Origin of the sequence: Pedobacter glucosidilyticus, from assembly GCF_002483235.1 — a bacterium.
In the GTDB taxonomy this organism is placed as follows: Bacteria; Bacteroidota; Bacteroidia; order Sphingobacteriales; family Sphingobacteriaceae; genus Pseudopedobacter; species Pseudopedobacter glucosidilyticum_B.
Window position 1 is genome coordinate 134,329 of record NZ_DLHN01000017.1, and the last position, 15,381, is coordinate 149,709.

13 protein-coding genes are annotated in these 15,381 nt (G+C 35.8%); 7 read left to right on the top strand and 6 right to left on the bottom strand.

What is annotated here, in order from left to right; genetic code table 11:
- Positions 1-127: 127 nt before the first annotated feature.
- The 5 genes from B2745_RS04265 to dcd form a co-directional block, all read right to left on the bottom strand.
- Complete coding sequence (locus B2745_RS04265; RefSeq protein WP_304064045.1) at positions 128-514, bottom strand: RidA family protein; 387 nt, start codon at positions 512-514, stop codon at positions 128-130.
- 172 nt (positions 515-686) lie between these two features.
- Positions 687-1,562: an SDR family oxidoreductase gene (locus B2745_RS04270; RefSeq protein ID WP_304064046.1), complete on the bottom strand. Its 876-nt coding sequence runs from the start codon at positions 1,560-1,562 to the stop codon at positions 687-689.
- A gap of 274 nt (positions 1,563-1,836) precedes the next feature.
- Positions 1,837-2,604 carry an enoyl-CoA hydratase/isomerase family protein gene (locus B2745_RS04275; RefSeq protein WP_304064047.1) on the bottom strand — a complete coding sequence of 256 codons (768 nt, stop codon included), beginning with the start codon at positions 2,602-2,604 and terminating at the stop codon, positions 1,837-1,839.
- 3 nt (positions 2,605-2,607) lie between these two features.
- Positions 2,608-5,313, bottom strand: a complete 2,706-nt coding sequence (locus B2745_RS04280) for a TonB-dependent receptor plug domain-containing protein (protein ID WP_304064048.1) — start codon at positions 5,311-5,313, stop codon at positions 2,608-2,610.
- 79 nt (positions 5,314-5,392) lie between these two features.
- Positions 5,393-5,929: a dCTP deaminase gene (gene dcd / locus B2745_RS04285; RefSeq protein WP_304064049.1), complete on the bottom strand. Its 537-nt coding sequence runs from the start codon at positions 5,927-5,929 to the stop codon at positions 5,393-5,395.
- 75 nt (positions 5,930-6,004) lie between these two features.
- On the opposite strand from dcd, the gene B2745_RS04290 reads away from it, so the two are divergent.
- The 7 genes from B2745_RS04290 (at position 6,005) to B2745_RS04320 (ending at position 14,537) form a co-directional block, all read left to right on the top strand.
- The gene (locus B2745_RS04290; protein WP_304064050.1) at positions 6,005-6,655 is read left to right on the top strand and encodes a 4'-phosphopantetheinyl transferase family protein; all 651 of its coding nucleotides are present in this window, start codon (positions 6,005-6,007) and stop codon (positions 6,653-6,655) included.
- Entirely contained in the window at positions 6,645-7,352 is a 708-nt protein-coding gene (lipB, locus tag B2745_RS04295; protein WP_304064051.1) for a lipoyl(octanoyl) transferase LipB, read from the top strand. Before B2745_RS04290 ends, lipB begins: the two co-directional genes overlap by 11 nt.
- A 168-nt stretch (positions 7,353-7,520) precedes the next feature.
- Positions 7,521-8,543, top strand: coding sequence for an NAD(P)-dependent oxidoreductase (locus B2745_RS04300; protein ID WP_304064052.1), 1,023 nt, complete (start codon positions 7,521-7,523; stop codon positions 8,541-8,543).
- Positions 8,528-10,006, top strand: coding sequence for a gluconokinase (locus B2745_RS04305; protein WP_304064053.1), 1,479 nt, complete (start codon positions 8,528-8,530; stop codon positions 10,004-10,006). The genes B2745_RS04300 and B2745_RS04305 overlap by 16 nt, the downstream gene beginning before the upstream one ends.
- A 281-nt stretch (positions 10,007-10,287) precedes the next feature.
- A complete protein-coding gene (uvrB, locus tag B2745_RS04310; RefSeq protein WP_304064054.1) occupies positions 10,288-12,318 on the top strand; it encodes an excinuclease ABC subunit UvrB in 2,031 nt (676 codons plus the stop codon).
- A 52-nt stretch (positions 12,319-12,370) separates the two neighbouring features.
- A complete protein-coding gene (locus B2745_RS04315) occupies positions 12,371-12,643 on the top strand; it encodes a DUF4834 family protein (protein WP_304064055.1) in 273 nt (90 codons plus the stop codon).
- Between the two features lie 70 nt (positions 12,644-12,713).
- A complete protein-coding gene (locus B2745_RS04320) occupies positions 12,714-14,537 on the top strand; it encodes a sensor histidine kinase (protein WP_304064056.1) in 1,824 nt (607 codons plus the stop codon).
- Here B2745_RS04320 and B2745_RS04325 read toward each other — a convergent pair whose 3' ends face one another.
- On the bottom strand, positions 14,538-15,296 hold the full coding sequence (locus B2745_RS04325; RefSeq protein WP_304064057.1) for a LytR/AlgR family response regulator transcription factor: 759 nt from the start codon (positions 15,294-15,296) through the stop codon (positions 14,538-14,540).
- Positions 15,297-15,381 lie beyond the last annotated feature (85 nt).

Here is a 15,381-nt window from a genome sequence, read left to right on the forward strand (position 1 = left end):
GCTTGGGCAGGACTATCGAAATACCTAAACACGTCATTTCATATTGATCTATATGAAATGTATTATACCTCAGCCTGACACAAAATGTAAACCTATAAGGTTTTAAAAACCTTATAGGTTTTGTATTTTAACCCAAAATAGCGGTAACCTCTATTTCAATAAGAATTTCTGGGTCTATCAATTTTGATACTTCTACCATGGTGGTAACTGGTTTGATATCTTTAAAAAAATGACCATGTGCTTTTGCGGCTTCTTCCCATTGGCTAATGTCTGTTAAGAACATTCTGGTACGTACCACATTTTCTAAAGAAGCGCCAGCATCTTCTAATACTTTGGTTAATTTATCTAAAATGGCCTTTGTTTGGTCGTACATGGTGGTTAGGCTGTTACCATTTTCGTCTTTAGCGGCTGTGGTACCGGCAATTTCTATGGTATTACCTACTTTCACCGCTCGGCAATAACCAATAATATCTTCCCAAGGAGAGCCTGAAGTAAAATTTTGTCTGTTTGTCATTTTATGTGTTTAAGTTTTTAGCAATGTTTTTGAAAAATAAACTGGATTGCAGCGGATACCGGCCTTGTGGCTAAGGCCTGAAGCAGTATAAGCGTAAAGCCAGACTATCCGCAAATAAAAGCGAAGAACCTGGCTTTACAAAATTTATTTCATTTTATTATGGGAGCTTAATTTAGCTTCCTTTGGTATTTCTAATCATAGCTTCTAGGGCGTCCCACATTTCGGGGCTTATCATTTCTAAGCCATTGAATTGGCCGGCACCTTGTAGCCACTCGCCACCATCTATGGTAATGATTTCTCCGTTGATGTAGTTTGAAAAATCTGATAGTAAATAGGCTGCTAGGTTTGCGAGTTCCTGATGTTCGCCAACTCTTTTTAAAGGCACACGATTTTTAAAATCAAATTTTTGGGCCATGTCTCCGGGTAATAACCTTTCCCAAGCGCCTTTTGTTGGGAACGGACCAGGTGCTATGGCATTACATCTGATTTGGTAGCGGCCCCACTCTGCGGCTAAAGATTTGGTCATGGCCAAAACACCGCCTTTAGCACATGCCGACGGAACTACATAACCAGAACCTGTGAAAGCGTAAGTGGTTACAATATTGAGGATGCTGGCTGCCTGTTTTTCTTTTATCCAGTGCTTACCAAAGGCCAAAGTGCAGTTTACAGTACCCTTTAAAACAATGTCTATAATGGTAGAGAATGCGTTGGCAGATAAACGCTCTGTTGGCGATATAAAATTACCTGCCGCATTGTTTAATAAACCATCTACTTTACCAAAGGCCGCCAAACTTGCTGCTAAAACTTCATCCACTTGCTCTGCATTTCTTACATCGCAAGCTAGGGGTAAAACTTTACCTCCTGTTTTAGCCTCCAGCTCTTGAGCTGTTTTTTGCAGTACTTCTAATTTACGGGAGGTGATAACCACTTGCGCACCTAACTCTAATAAATAAGTGCTCATGGCTTTTCCTAAACCGGTTCCGCCGCCTGTTACAACGAAAGTTTTTCCTTGTAAGGCATTGTCTCTTAACATGGGTTGGTTGTACATAATAGTAGTTGGTTAGGTGGTTAGTTGCTTAGGTGGTTAGTTGCTTAGGTGGTTAGTTGGTTAGTTCATTAGTCATTAGTTCATTGGTGTGATTGGTTCATTAGTATGATTAGTTCATTGGTGTTATTAGTTCATTGGTTCATTAGTATGATTAGTTCATTGGTGTTATTGGTCTGGAGCTTTTGTAAAATTTAGGGTCTTTCTACTTTATACTTCATACTTTCTACTTACTAATGACTCCACACTAATGACTAATGACTCTATACTAATGACACTACTTACTGCCTCCCTTGAGGTTTTCTATAATTGTTTTAAGGATTGACCTTGTTGATGGTGCCCACCATTGTTTTAACATAGTATCTAGCGTAGAAGTTTGGTCGGCTGATACTTTTTCTATCAATTCTTTGCGCAAATTAAGTTTTGATTGTTGCCAAGTGGTAGCATCATACTGTAGGTAGCTTTGTATTTTCTTTTGTGCATGGCTCATTAAGCTGCTGATATCTGAAGTAGCATCTAGCAAGCCAATTTGTTTGGCTTCCTCAACAGAGAAGAGTTTACCTTCTAATAGGCTTTGATAGGCTTTTGCTTGCCCCAGCCAAAAAGCATACAAATGGAAAATACTATCCGGTACGATGATACCTACGGGTACTTCGTTTAAACCGATGATGTATTTACCTTCTGCCATAACCCTATAATCGCAGCAGAGTGCCATTACACAGCCACCGGCTGGGCTATGCCCACTGATAGCAGCTACTAAAGGCTTTTTAAATAGGGTTAAGGTTTTTACTAAATCCAGAAAATCAACCCAAAAGTTTTTGATTTGATTTTCATCATAGTCATAAAGCTCTATTAAGTCTAAACCAGCAGTAAAAAAGCCTTCTTTACCTGTTAATATAGTGCCTAAAATTTGCTCGTCTTGTTCTATATTCTTGATAAGGCTTTTTAATTCTTTTATCAACTCGGCATTCATAGCATTAGATTTACCCCTGTTTAATGCTATAATCGCTACCTTCTCTCTTACAGTTACACTTAATGTATTCATATCCTAATTTACTTTATATCTGATAACTTTTCTGCCTAAACGCCCATAAACATCTAAACCTTCAACAACTACGCGGTAGGTTCCGGTGCCATCGGCATTAAAATAATTAACTTTTGCATTTCCGGTAGTATCTGTTATCACGGTAGGGTTCCAGTAAATGGTACTTCTTAAATCGGCCATATCTTTTTTAGTTTCTGCCTTATCGTAGGCTGGCACATAAAATTGTTTCATGGTAGTAAAACCTAAAGGTTGATAAGCGATTAAACCTGGTGTATAGGTATTGGTAGAACTATAATTACCACCACCTCTTTTGGTGTTGATGACAATAACACCAGAACCACCTCTACCACCATAAATAGCGGTCATGGCACCCGGTTTCATGATTTCTACGCTTTCTACATCTTGTGGGGCTATGGTATTTAAGAAATCTGGTTCTACAAAAATACCGTCTAAGATAATCTGAGCGGGAGGCCCGCCCATATTTCTCATAAAATATATTTCCCCGTTCTGAATCATCATACCTGCTACTTTTCCTTGTAAAGCAAATTCTAGATTTGGCGCATTTTGTAGTTCTTCGGCTGTAATTACCCTATCGGCATTACCAGCACCATTTAAATTGCTAGAGTTTTGAAGTTTCTCTCGTTTTTCTACTACACTTACTTCATCTAACATAATAGAACGTGTGATTAAACCATTCTTTAATAATTCTTCGTACTGGCTTTTGCTATTTTTAATATAAGCAGACATAGAAGCATTAATATTTGCACTAAGTTCTGATTTTTCGAAAGGCTTTTGTACGGGATGCTTACCAAACTCATCCATCACAATCTCTACAAACTTTTTATCCTTTATGGTTCTGGCTTGTACAACAAACTTGGTGCTATCTGGAAACAACAGGCTATCTACTAAAAATTTACCTGTTTCGTCTGTTTTTGCCTGAATAATAAATGTCCCACCTGTAGAACTAAAAACCGTTACATTACCATTAGCAACAGGCTTTTTATTGTTGCTTACCGTACCTGATATACTTAAAGTTTTTTCGGGTTTAAAAGTTAAGGATGGGAAAGCGTTATTGATGATATTTTGCCAGTTGAATCTTCTCCATCCTTGTGTCATGAGTAGCACATCTAAATCAGCTTTTTTCTTATCATCTATCTCATGGAAATAATAATTTGGATTTTCTACATAACCCTTAAGATCTGATTTTAGCAGCAGTTCTGACAAAATAGTATGCTCTTCTTCTGGCTTAACCGGCACTTTACCTTCATCAATTACCGACATAGATAAGGAACTCACCATTGGGTTATTGTCATTAGTTTTAGCTGTAACGGCAATGTTAACTTTACCTCTTTTGGCATATACTTCTTTATCTGGTTTGATATCGATATTTAAAAAATCTTTTGTGTTAGCATGAAATATCAAACGCTCTGATAGGGGCTGCGCTTGGTCATTAAAAAGTGTTAATTGAATAATACCAGTAGGAAATTGTGCTTTTGAAAGATATGTGGCAAAACCATTTTTTGAGAGTTTAGCTACTGCCGAATAAATGACATTACCAGAAGATTGAACCAAAACGGTGAAGTTTTTACCTAAATGACTGTTGGCATAAGCATCATTGGCTTGCACTCTCAACAGTAAAGAATCTTGCCCTTTGTCTACAGTGCTTAAGACAATCCCTTCGGGTTTAACTGCAGGGAGTGGAAACTTCTTCTCTGTACCATCAGCAAAAGTAACCACCGCTTCATAAGTTAAATTGGCTTCCGGATAAATGGAGAAATAACCCATTCCCGCATGTCGGGTTAAAATATTTGCGATTTTTTTCCCATTGCTATCTTGTACATAACCGCTAATGGATTTCCCTAATCCATCGGTACCAACAGCTTTAAAAGCAACTTTTGATCTTACTTGGGTAACCATATCTCCGCCTTCCGGGAAAAACTGTACATCTACCTGGTTGCTGGTACTTTTGATAGGGATAAGCTTATTTACAATGGTACCTTCAGAAATGGTTAAGGCTACATTTAATACACCTGATTTTATAACTTCTGGTTTATTATTGGTGATATTTATCACTGTATTTCCTTGGTCATCTGTATTTACTTTACCTTTTTCGGTTTGCCTACCATCAAGTTCTACGGTATAATTTACCTCTCGATTGGCATAAGGGAAGCCATCTACATTTTTAAAATTGACTTTTGCTACTACCAATTCTTTTCCATCGACATTGCTAAACTCGTAATTGGTTTGGATAATCAACTGGCTAGAACGAATATCGCCAACGTTAAAGGTTTGGTTATAAAAGAAAGATTCATCAAAATTGCGCATCCAATTGGTATAGGCTCTTAGCCTGTAATTTCCTTCTTTTAAAGAATCTGCAAGTTCTATATTACCCCAACCAAAACCAGCTGTTAAAGGCAATCGAAGTGTTTTTTTTACTTGATTTTTCTGATTGATTAAATCTACATACATGATTTTACTTAGTACTGATGGGCGCATCGTTTGCGCATCAACAACATAGGCTTTAAACCAAATTTGATCTCCCGTAGCATAATAGGGCTTATCTGTATGTAGATAAATTTTCTCTTGCGTGTGCGATGTATGAAACTTATTGAAATTATCTAAAACTTGTTTCAATTTATCATCCTGAGCAACAAAAGCGACAAAAACGGTAACTGCAAGTAGCAAAAAAAGGTAATGAATCTTTTTCATTAAGGCTTATTTTAAAATTGTTTTATAGGTAAGACAATATGGCGTTAAGAAAGTTTAGTTCTAACGCCATCTATCATATTTAAAAGTTATTTTTCCACATCATGCTTTCAACAGGCTTGGTGGTTTTATGATTATATTTAGCATTGCCTTTGGTATTGTACATGGTTTGTATATCACCTTCTACGACAAAATAAATTAATTGGCCAATAGGCATACCAGCATATATACGAACGGGCTGCGCTACAGATATTTCCAATGTCCAGGTATTGCAGAAACCAACATCGCCTTTCCCTGCTGTTGCATGTATATCAATACCCAATCTACCCGTACTTGATTTTCCTTCCAAAAAAGGTACATGTTGATGCGTTTCTGTATATTCTAACGTTACTCCCAAATACAAAGTATTGGGTTGTAATACGTAGCCTTCTTTAGGAATTTCGAAGTGCTCTATTTGGTTATGTTTTTTAGCATCTAGTATCCTATCTGTATAACAAGCCAGATATTTTCCTAGGTGTACATCATAAGAATTAGTACCTAAACATTCCTTTTTAAAAGGCTCTATAATGATGGTTCCTTTGTCTATTTCTTCTAAGATACGTTGGTCTGAAAGAATCATGATTGATTATGGTTTTACTTTGCCTAAAATATGATTTATTTAAAATAATTTTGTACCGTATTAGAAATTAAATAGATGCCTCTCACTTTTTTGGAAGAAATACATCCCAATACTTATATAGGGCTTTGGAAAATAGAAGAAGAACCTGCTATTTTAGAAAAGCAACTGCAACTGAAAGACCATGAAAAAGAGGTTTTAAAGGGTCTCAATACTCAAAAAAGAAATCTGCACTGGTTGGCTACCCGGGTACTTTTAAGAAAAATGTTGAACACCGAGGAATATATAGATTGCCAACCTGATAAAAATGGTAAGCCCGTTTTGTTAAATATGCCACATCATATTTCATTAAGTCATTCTTATGATTATGCGGCGGTTATGATTAGTAAAGATAAAAGAGTAGGTATAGATATAGAGATTATCAAAGAAAAAATCACCAGAGTTCAGCAAAAATTTATGAGCCCACAAGAGCTTAATTTTATTGATGAGCAACATGCCATAGAGCATTTATATGTTTGCTGGTGCGCTAAAGAAGCCCTTTACAAACTCAACGGTAAAAAGGAAACCTCTTTTAAAGATGATATTCATTTAGATGAGTTTCCATACCAAACAAAAGGCTTACTAAAAGGTAGTATTAAAAAGAAACCCATAGCCAAAAGCTATACCATTGCTTATCGCAAGTTTGAAGATTATATGTTGGGTTACGTTTACGAAGAAGATGAAGAATAAAGAAGTATTTTTTCAGGATTGGGGCTTATTAACTTATGAGCAAGCTTGGGATAAACAAGAAGCTATTTTTGCGGAAACTGTTGCTATTAAAACCAACAACAGAAACCATCCGGAAACGGCCCAACAAACACCCAATTACCTTATTTTTGTAGAACATCCACATGTTTATACCTTAGGAAAAAGTGGTAAAGCAGAAAATTTGTTACTTGATGAACAGGCACTTAAAGAAAAAGAAGCTAGTTTTCATAAAATTAACCGAGGTGGAGATATTACCTACCACGGCCCTGGTCAGCTTGTAGGTTACCCTATTTTAGATTTGGATAATTTTTTTACGGATATACACCTGTACCTCCGCACTTTAGAAGAAGCTGTGATTTTAACTTTAGCTGATTATGGTATCAAAGCAGGCCGGTACGAAGGTTATACCGGAGTTTGGCTAGACGCCGATAACCAAAAAGCCCGTAAAATTTGTGCTATGGGCGTAAGATGCAGCCGTTGGGTTACCATGCATGGTTTTGCTTTTAATGTTAACACCAACTTAGATTACTTTAAAAATATTGTTCCTTGCGGGATTGACGATAAAGATGTTACCTCTATGCAGCGAGAGTTAGGAAAAGTATTAAATATAAACGAAGTAAAAGACAAGCTCAAAAATCATATTGCCAAACTATTTGAGATGAATTTAGCCGTCTTATAATTTTACCAAGTACTACACTAAGCCCCTCATTACTTTAATCGTAATTTTATGTTTTCTTGCTTTGAGATGGATAAATAATATTTTAAACAATTCATTATTTTCTTTTTAATACATCATTAAATAGCTAATTTTGGGCTCCAATTTTAACATTCATTCAAACCAGATAACATGAGAAAACCACTAATTGCAATTCTTAACTCAAGCACCTTTGGCAAACACTTTGCTGCCCACATGAGCACCTTAGAAGCTTTTGCCGATATTAAACATATTACAGTACCATCAGACATTGATGGCGATGCCCTTGCAGAACATTTAAAAGATGCTGACGGTATTATTGCCAGCGTTACACCAAAAATCCCTAGAGCAACTTTAGAAAAATGTAAAAACTTAGTTTTATTGGTGCGTCATGGTATTGGATGCGATAACGTAGACTTAGAAGCTGCAACCGAATTAGGTATCATGGTTTCCAGAGTTAAAGGTATCATAGAAAAAGAAGCAGTAGCAGAATATGCCATTTCCTTATTAATGGCTGGGTCAAGAAAATTAGTTTCGGGTTCCAGAGCGGTAAGAGATAGCGCTTGGAGTACCAGAGCCGGAATGATAGGGATGGAGATTAAAGGAAAAACCATTGGTATTATTGGTTTAGGTAATATTGGCTCTCGTAGTTCAGAAATATTGGCTAAAGGTTTTGGCGCAAATGTAGTTGCATCAGACCCTTATATTGCTAAAGATAGATTTGCAGAATTTGGTGCTAAAGAAGTTTCTTTAGACGAGTTAATCAAAACTTCAAACGCTATTTTATTCCATTGCCCACTAACAGATGAGACCAGAAGAATGTTAGGCAAAGCACAATTTGATAGCATGCAAAAAGATGCAGTTTTGGTAAATACCTGTCGCGGAGAATTGGTAGATGAAGATGCTTTATTTGAAGCGCTACAAAACGGAACTTTAGGTTGTTATGCTACAGATGTTGTAGAAGGCGAGCCAATAGATGGAAACCACAGGTTAGCAAAATTAGAAAACACCATTATTACGCCACACTTGGGTGGTTATAGCTGGGAGTCTTTACATGGCATGGGCCAAACATGTGTTGATGACGCTGTTGCTGTTTTCCAAAACAATGGTGTTGCTGGCGAATTGGCTAACCCTGAAGTTTTACAAACAAAACGCAGAGTATGGGCCTCGCAATAGCCATAGATTTAGGTACAACAAATCTTAAAGTAGGGCTGGTAAATGAAAACGGAGAAATTATTGATATACGCTCTGTAGCAGTACCCATACAAAGCAAAAAACCAGGCGAAGCAGAACATAACCCAGAGGATTTGAAAAAGCTTATCCTCAGTTTATGTAAAGAATTGCTAATTGGTGATTATAAAAATCAGGTTTGTTATATCGTAAGTGCTACATACCAATTTGGTTTAATGCTATTAGACGAGCAAAAAAAGCCGCTTACAGGTATTACCTTACTTTCTGACATCCGATCACAAAAAACATTTGATGCTTTTTTAGAAAGCTATAAAGATTTTGATATCTATCATCAAACAGGTTGCCCGCTGATAAGCCCGTATGTACTAGCCAGGCTATTTTATTTCTCTACACAAGAGAAAGATCTACTCAAAAAAGCCGCCTATTTTTCTGATAGTAAGTCGTTCTTGTTCCAATGGCTTACCGGCGAATTTACGACAGATTTAAGCACCGCAGCAGCAAGTCAGGTTTACAATATTCATCAAGAACATTGGGATGAAAAACTGCTTGCGCCTATTGGCTTGTCAGGAAAACAATTTCCACAAATTAAAGATGGGACTACACATTTGGCATCTTTGCAAGAAGATATTAAAACAGCACTAGAACTAACGCAAAATGTTAAAGTGTTGTTAGGCGTGTATGATGGCGCAGCTTTAGCCATTGGTTCTGGAGCTTTGCAGGATGGTGTAGGAATTATGAATGTGGGTACATCTGCTATGTTGCGTATCGCCGGTAAAACACCAGCTTTTGATCAAGCCGATAACAAAAGAATACAGCCCTATGCTTTAAACAAGCAGTTATTTTTAAATGGCGGTGCGCTCAACAATGCGGCTTTACCTGTTAACTGGTTACGCAATAGTTTATTTGATGTTGATGTACAAGATGATGCTATGCTGCATTTAGGTACTACATCGCCCTTAATTTGTTTACCTTATTTAACCAGCGAAAGAGACTCTAAAACAGGCCCTTATGCGTCTGGAGTATTTTTTGGTTTACGCCAGTATCATAATAAAACAGATATGGCTCGCTCTGTTTTAGAAGGTGTTGCATACTCTATGCGCTATATTTTTGATGCTTTAAAAGAAAATAACCTCCAAATTAAGGAGTTACGTATGGGTGGCGGTGGAAGCCATATTAAGCCTTGGGTACAAATATTTGCCAATATCATGGGGCTACCCATCAATATCCCTTCTGGTGATGAGCTAGGAATTATAGGTAGTGCTATGCTTGCTTTTGCATCAGAAAACCCAAATAAAGATGTTTTTAAAATAGGCCAACAGCTAAACAATCATAGTTTGACGGTTTACCCAGATGAGCATGCCGTTGATGTACATAACCAACGTTACCCATTTTTTAAAAAACTAAGAGAAACTTTGGGTCCGCTTTATCAAGAACATACGCTTTTATAGAAATATCAGCAGCACTTCTTAATTTTTTGAGGTGCTGCATATTTATTTCTAATTTTCGGGAGGTATACATCCATTTTAAAAGCTTAAAATTCCTCCATCATAGTAAAGTAAAAAAGCACTTATTCTAGCTTACAAACAACACTAAATGCTAGTCTCTAACGTATTTAGTATGAGCATCTTCAAATGTTCGTTTTAAGGTTCAACAAAGGGGTTTATCTTTTAAAAGGTAAATCCCTTTTTGTTTGGTTAAAGCCTGTTGAAATGATTTATATTTGTTAAACATGAATTTTAAAATAGAATCTTATTACAAACCTACCGGCGACCAACCAACAGCTATAAAACAATTGGTTGAGGGCGTTAAAAGCGGAGAAAATTATCAGACCCTGCTTGGAGTTACCGGTTCTGGTAAAACTTTTACTATCGCCAATGTAATAGAGCAAACACAAAAACCAACCTTAATCTTAAGTCATAATAAAACTTTAGCCGCACAGCTATACGGAGAGTTTAAGCAATTTTTCCCTGATAATGCGGTTAACTATTTTGTATCTTATTACGATTATTACCAACCAGAAGCATTTTTACCAACTACCAATACTTATATAGAGAAAGATTTACAGATAAACGAGGAGATAGAAAAACTACGTTTAAGAACCACATCAGCTTTAATGTCTGGCAGAAGAGATGTTATTGTGGTGTCTTCTATTTCTTGTATTTATGGTATGGGTAATCCCGAGGATTTCTCTAACTCGGTTTTTAGATTTGGTGTGGGTACCCGCATCAGCAGAAATGCTTTTCTGCATCGTTTGGTAGAGATTTTATATTCCAGAACTACCGTAGAATTTAAGCGTGGTACTTTTAGGGTTAAAGGCGATACGGTAGACATTTATCCAGCATATTTAGATTTAGCGTATCGGATTTCTTTTTTTGGTGATGATATTGAAGAAATATCAGCTATAGACCCAGCATCGGGTAAAACCCTAGAAAAAATGGACCAAGTAGCGGTTTTCCCAGCCAATTTATTTGTTACGCCTCGGGACAGATTTACCAGTGTACTCCACCAGATTGGGGAGGATATGGAAAGTAGGAAAAAACAATTTGAGGGCGAAGGCAGATTTCTGGAAGCTAAACGTTTAGAAGAGCGTACCAATTACGATATGGAGATGATGCGTGAGTTGGGCTACTGCTCTGGTATAGAAAATTACTCGCGTTATTTTGATGGTAGAATACCGGGTATGCGCCCTTTCTGTTTGTTAGATTATTTCCCCGATGATTATTTGATGGTGATTGATGAAAGCCATGTTACCGTACCGCAGATAAGAGCTATGTATGGTGGCGACCGTTCCAGAAAATTATCTTTAGTAGAATACGGTTTTAGATTACCTGCTGCCTTAGATAACAGGCCTTTAAACTTTAATGAGTTTGAGAACCTAGCACCGCAAACCATTTATGTAAGTGCTACACCCGGAGATTATGAGCTGGAGAAAACCGAAGGCGTAGTGATAGAGCAAGTGATAAGGCCAACGGGCTTGCTAGACCCACTGATTGAGGTTAGACCGGTAATTAACCAAGTGGATGATTTACTAGACGAAATAGATAAAACTATTAAACTGGGCGACCGTGTTTTGGTAACCACCCTCACGAAAAGAATGGCAGAGGAGCTTGCCAAATACATGGATAGGTTGAACATCAAAGTACGTTATATACACTCTGAAGTAAAAACTTTAGAACGTGTAGAAATTTTACGTGGCTTACGTTTAGGCGAATTTGATGTATTGATTGGGATTAACCTTTTAAGAGAGGGTTTAGATTTACCTGAGGTTTCTTTGGTAGCTATTTTAGATGCCGATAAAGAAGGTTTCTTACGCTCAGAGCGTTCTTTAATACAAACTATTGGTAGGGCGGCTCGTAATGATAGAGGCCGCGTAATTATGTATGCTGATAAGATTACAGATTCTATGCGGATTACCATAGAAGAAACCGAAAGAAGAAGAGAAAAACAAATTAAGTATAACGAGGAGCATGGTATTGTACCTAAAACCGTTGGCAAATCTAAGGAAGCTATTATAGAGCAAACCTCTGTCGTAGATTTTAAAGGTGGCGTACAGCAAACTTATGTAGACAATGCAGAAGTTACCTTAGCTGCCGACCCAATAGTACAATACATGACTAAAGCACAGCTTAAAAAATCTTTAGATAATACTAAAAAAGATATGCTTGCTGCTGCAAAAGATATGGATTTCTTATTGGCAGCCAAGTTAAGAGATGAAATGTTTGCTTTAGAAAAAATGATGGAAGAGAAATTTGGAAAGTAACATTTCCCCTATAAAAAAGTCTAATAAAACATAAAAAACTATATTTGCAATCATGGGCGGATTATTAAAATTTATCATTATAACCATTTGTGTACTTTATATTTTAAGGGTATTAGCTCGTATTTTCTTACCTTTTTTGTTCAAAAAAGCGATACATAAAATGCAAGAAAAAATGCAGCAACAACAAGGTGGTGCATATCAATATCAACAACAAAACAGTACAAAACCAGAAGGAAAAATTACGGTAGATTATATCCCACCTCAGAAAAAAGAACCTAAGCTAGACAATGCGGGTGATTTTGTAGATTATGAGGAGGTGAAGTAATATACGGCTCAACATGCTTTTATAAGCTAAGTTATTTCATTATTATTGATGATAAATTAGCAGTAAAAACATGTCTTCTTGTTGGATCATCAGGTTTTTTATCCTAAGCTTTTTTTGCATTGGGCTTCAATTGACCAGCAATGCACAATATGCTATCCATACGCATCAGCTTTACCTTAAAAAATCAGTTGCCTTTAAGCTTGCAAAGGATTCTGCTACTGTTACCATCCACAATCTTAATGATTACAAAACATCAGTTTATGTAAGAATTGGTACCACAAATTTAGCTAAATACCATTCTATCGATGTTTTTAGAAATTTGCCAGGTCTGAATTATAGCATCACTTTAAGTAACAAAAAAGGGAATTTTAAAAATGGCCCTTTAATACCTCTAAGTGATAGAGTTGAGCATCCGGATTTAAACACTTTTAAGCTTGAAATACCTCCTAAAAGTTCTCTAAGCTATAACTTACGTATTGATAATAAATCTTTAAAAGAAATTGATGGCAAAATTATTTTTTTATCTGCAGATGCCTGGCAAACTTTAAAATCTGGAGAGGAACAAAATACTCAAGTAAGCCTATACTTCTCTTTATTGTTTTTAGGGAGCTTAATTATCATGATTTTATTTAGCACCTTGATATTTTTAGAAAATAAGGTTAAGGATTTTCTATATTACGCTTGCTACCTCATTTTTGTACTGGTTTTTAGTATTATTGCCGATTTCCCTATCAAATACTATAATTTGTTTGTTTGGCAATATCCAGAGATAGCCATCAACAGTAAAGAAACTTTGGTATATGGTTATCTGATTTTTTATCATCTTTTTCTGATGCAATTTTTATCGTTAAAAGAGCATCTAAGAAAAATTTATCATGGGTTAAAACTGCTTAATTACACTTTTATGGTATTTATGGCTGTTAATATTTTAACCCTTTTCTTTTCTGACTTACCATTACAAAATGCACTTTATAAGTTTAACACTATTATTTTATTTGCTGTAATACCTTATTATGGTTTTGTGATTTATAAACTCTTTAAAAACCGACATATCAAATTTTACAAATACATTTTATGGGGTATTTTATTCTTTTATCTGGGAAATATTGCAGGTACTTTAAACCAAATATTTGAGTGGAATTTTGGAGGATTATTTCCTAATAATTATACCCAACTAGGCACTTTTTTAGAGCTTTGCTTTTTCTCTCTCGGGCTAGGTGGAAAAATGATTGATGAAAGCAGGGAAAAACTAAGATTTCAGAAAAAAGTACTGGAAGTGCAAATGATGGCCCTGCAAACACAAATGAATCCTCATTTTACTTTTAATTGCCTTAACGCCATCAGAAATTTGGTGATGCAACAACAAACAGAAATGGCATCGTCTTATTTACTAAAATTCTCTAAACTTTTACGCCTCACACTGGAAAACTCTATACATAAGGAAGTAAGTTTAGCTGATAAAATGGAGTACTTAAACATGTATTTAAATATGGAGCAATTAAGGTTTGGAGACTCCTTACAGTTTAATATTACTAAAGATTTATTAAACGATGCTGAAACTATATTTTTACCCCCTATGTTGGTACAACCCTTTGTAGAAAATGCTATTAAGCATGCTTTTAATCATCAAGCAATTGTAAAGGAAATCAAAATATCATTTAAAGAAACTGAAAAAGATTTAAGTGTAACTATTGAAGATAATGGAATTGGTATTTTGTATCATCAAAACCAACAGAAAAATCATGTTTCTAGAGCAACAGAAATTACTAAAAATTACCTCCAACAATGGAATGCGCTTTATCAACAGCAAATACATTTAGAAATCATAGATAAAAGCTATTTAAACCCTGTAGAAAAGGGCACATTGGTTGTCATTAAAATCATCAAAGATTAATTATTTACGCTCTATTTGATTAAACAAAGCCATTACTTTATCCTTATGTGCTTTAGAAACGCTTATTTCTTCACCATCTTGCATCATTACATAACCACCATCATGCCTGATAAATTTTCTTAGGTAAGCCGGGTTAATCAGATGAGATTGATGTATACGCACAAAACCATGAAAAGCCAATAAACTTTCTACCTCTTTTAAAGTGCGGCAAATTAAAATTTTCTCTTGGTTAGAGAGGTAAAAATAGGTGTAATTACTATCAGATTGGCAGCGCACAATTTCTGAAGCTTTGATAAACTCCAATCCATCGGCTGTGGGCAATGCTATTTTTGAGTATTGTGTATCAGATTTATGATAATGATTTAAAAATAGTTTATACTGCTCTGTATCAATAGCTTTGGAGGTCTTTTTCTCCCACAATTGAATGCTTTTTAAAAGCTCAGCCTCATCAATAGGTTTAAGTAAATAACTGATAGCACTGTATTGAAATGCCTTGATAGCAAATTGATTATAGGCAGTGGTAAAAATTACATCAAAATGAGGTTCTGCAATTTGCTCTAAAACATCAAAACCAGATAAACCAGGCATATCAATATCTAAAAATAAAATATCAAACTTTTGGCTTTTGATAAAAGGTAATGCTTGTATAGGATGATTAAAAGACGCAACCACCTGAATGGGTTTATCAAGTTGTTTAAGCTGTGTACTTAAAGAGTCTAATCCGTGTTGCTCATCATCCAAAAGTACTGCTTTAATCATCTGATATTATTTAAATTCTTACTCAAGTGGGTTAAATCTATAGCATATTAACGCAAATACTCATTAACAGGTTTTCTAATATACA

What these genes read in the sequence shown, in the direction of transcription:
- B2745_RS04265 (WP_304064045.1), bottom strand. Translation starts at nt 514, where the DNA reads ATGACAAACAGACAAAATTTTACTTCAGGCTCTCCTTGGGAAGATATT.
- B2745_RS04270 (WP_304064046.1), bottom strand. Translation starts at nt 1,562, where the DNA reads ATGTACAACCAACCCATGTTAAGAGACAATGCCTTACAAGGAAAAACT.
- B2745_RS04275 (WP_304064047.1), bottom strand. Translation starts at nt 2,604, where the DNA reads ATGAATACATTAAGTGTAACTGTAAGAGAGAAGGTAGCGATTATAGCA.
- B2745_RS04280 (WP_304064048.1), bottom strand. Translation starts at nt 5,313, where the DNA reads ATGAAAAAGATTCATTACCTTTTTTTGCTACTTGCAGTTACCGTTTTT.
- dcd (WP_304064049.1), bottom strand. Translation starts at nt 5,929, where the DNA reads ATGATTCTTTCAGACCAACGTATCTTAGAAGAAATAGACAAAGGAACC.
- B2745_RS04290 (WP_304064050.1), top strand. Translation starts at nt 6,005, where the DNA reads ATGCCTCTCACTTTTTTGGAAGAAATACATCCCAATACTTATATAGGG.
- lipB (WP_304064051.1), top strand. Translation starts at nt 6,645, where the DNA reads ATGAAGAATAAAGAAGTATTTTTTCAGGATTGGGGCTTATTAACTTAT.
- B2745_RS04300 (WP_304064052.1), top strand. Translation starts at nt 7,521, where the DNA reads ATGAGAAAACCACTAATTGCAATTCTTAACTCAAGCACCTTTGGCAAA.
- B2745_RS04305 (WP_304064053.1), top strand. Translation starts at nt 8,528, where the DNA reads ATGGGCCTCGCAATAGCCATAGATTTAGGTACAACAAATCTTAAAGTA.
- uvrB (WP_304064054.1), top strand. Translation starts at nt 10,288, where the DNA reads ATGAATTTTAAAATAGAATCTTATTACAAACCTACCGGCGACCAACCA.
- B2745_RS04315 (WP_304064055.1), top strand. Translation starts at nt 12,371, where the DNA reads ATGGGCGGATTATTAAAATTTATCATTATAACCATTTGTGTACTTTAT.
- B2745_RS04320 (WP_304064056.1), top strand. Translation starts at nt 12,714, where the DNA reads ATGTCTTCTTGTTGGATCATCAGGTTTTTTATCCTAAGCTTTTTTTGC.
- B2745_RS04325 (WP_304064057.1), bottom strand. Translation starts at nt 15,296, where the DNA reads ATGATTAAAGCAGTACTTTTGGATGATGAGCAACACGGATTAGACTCT.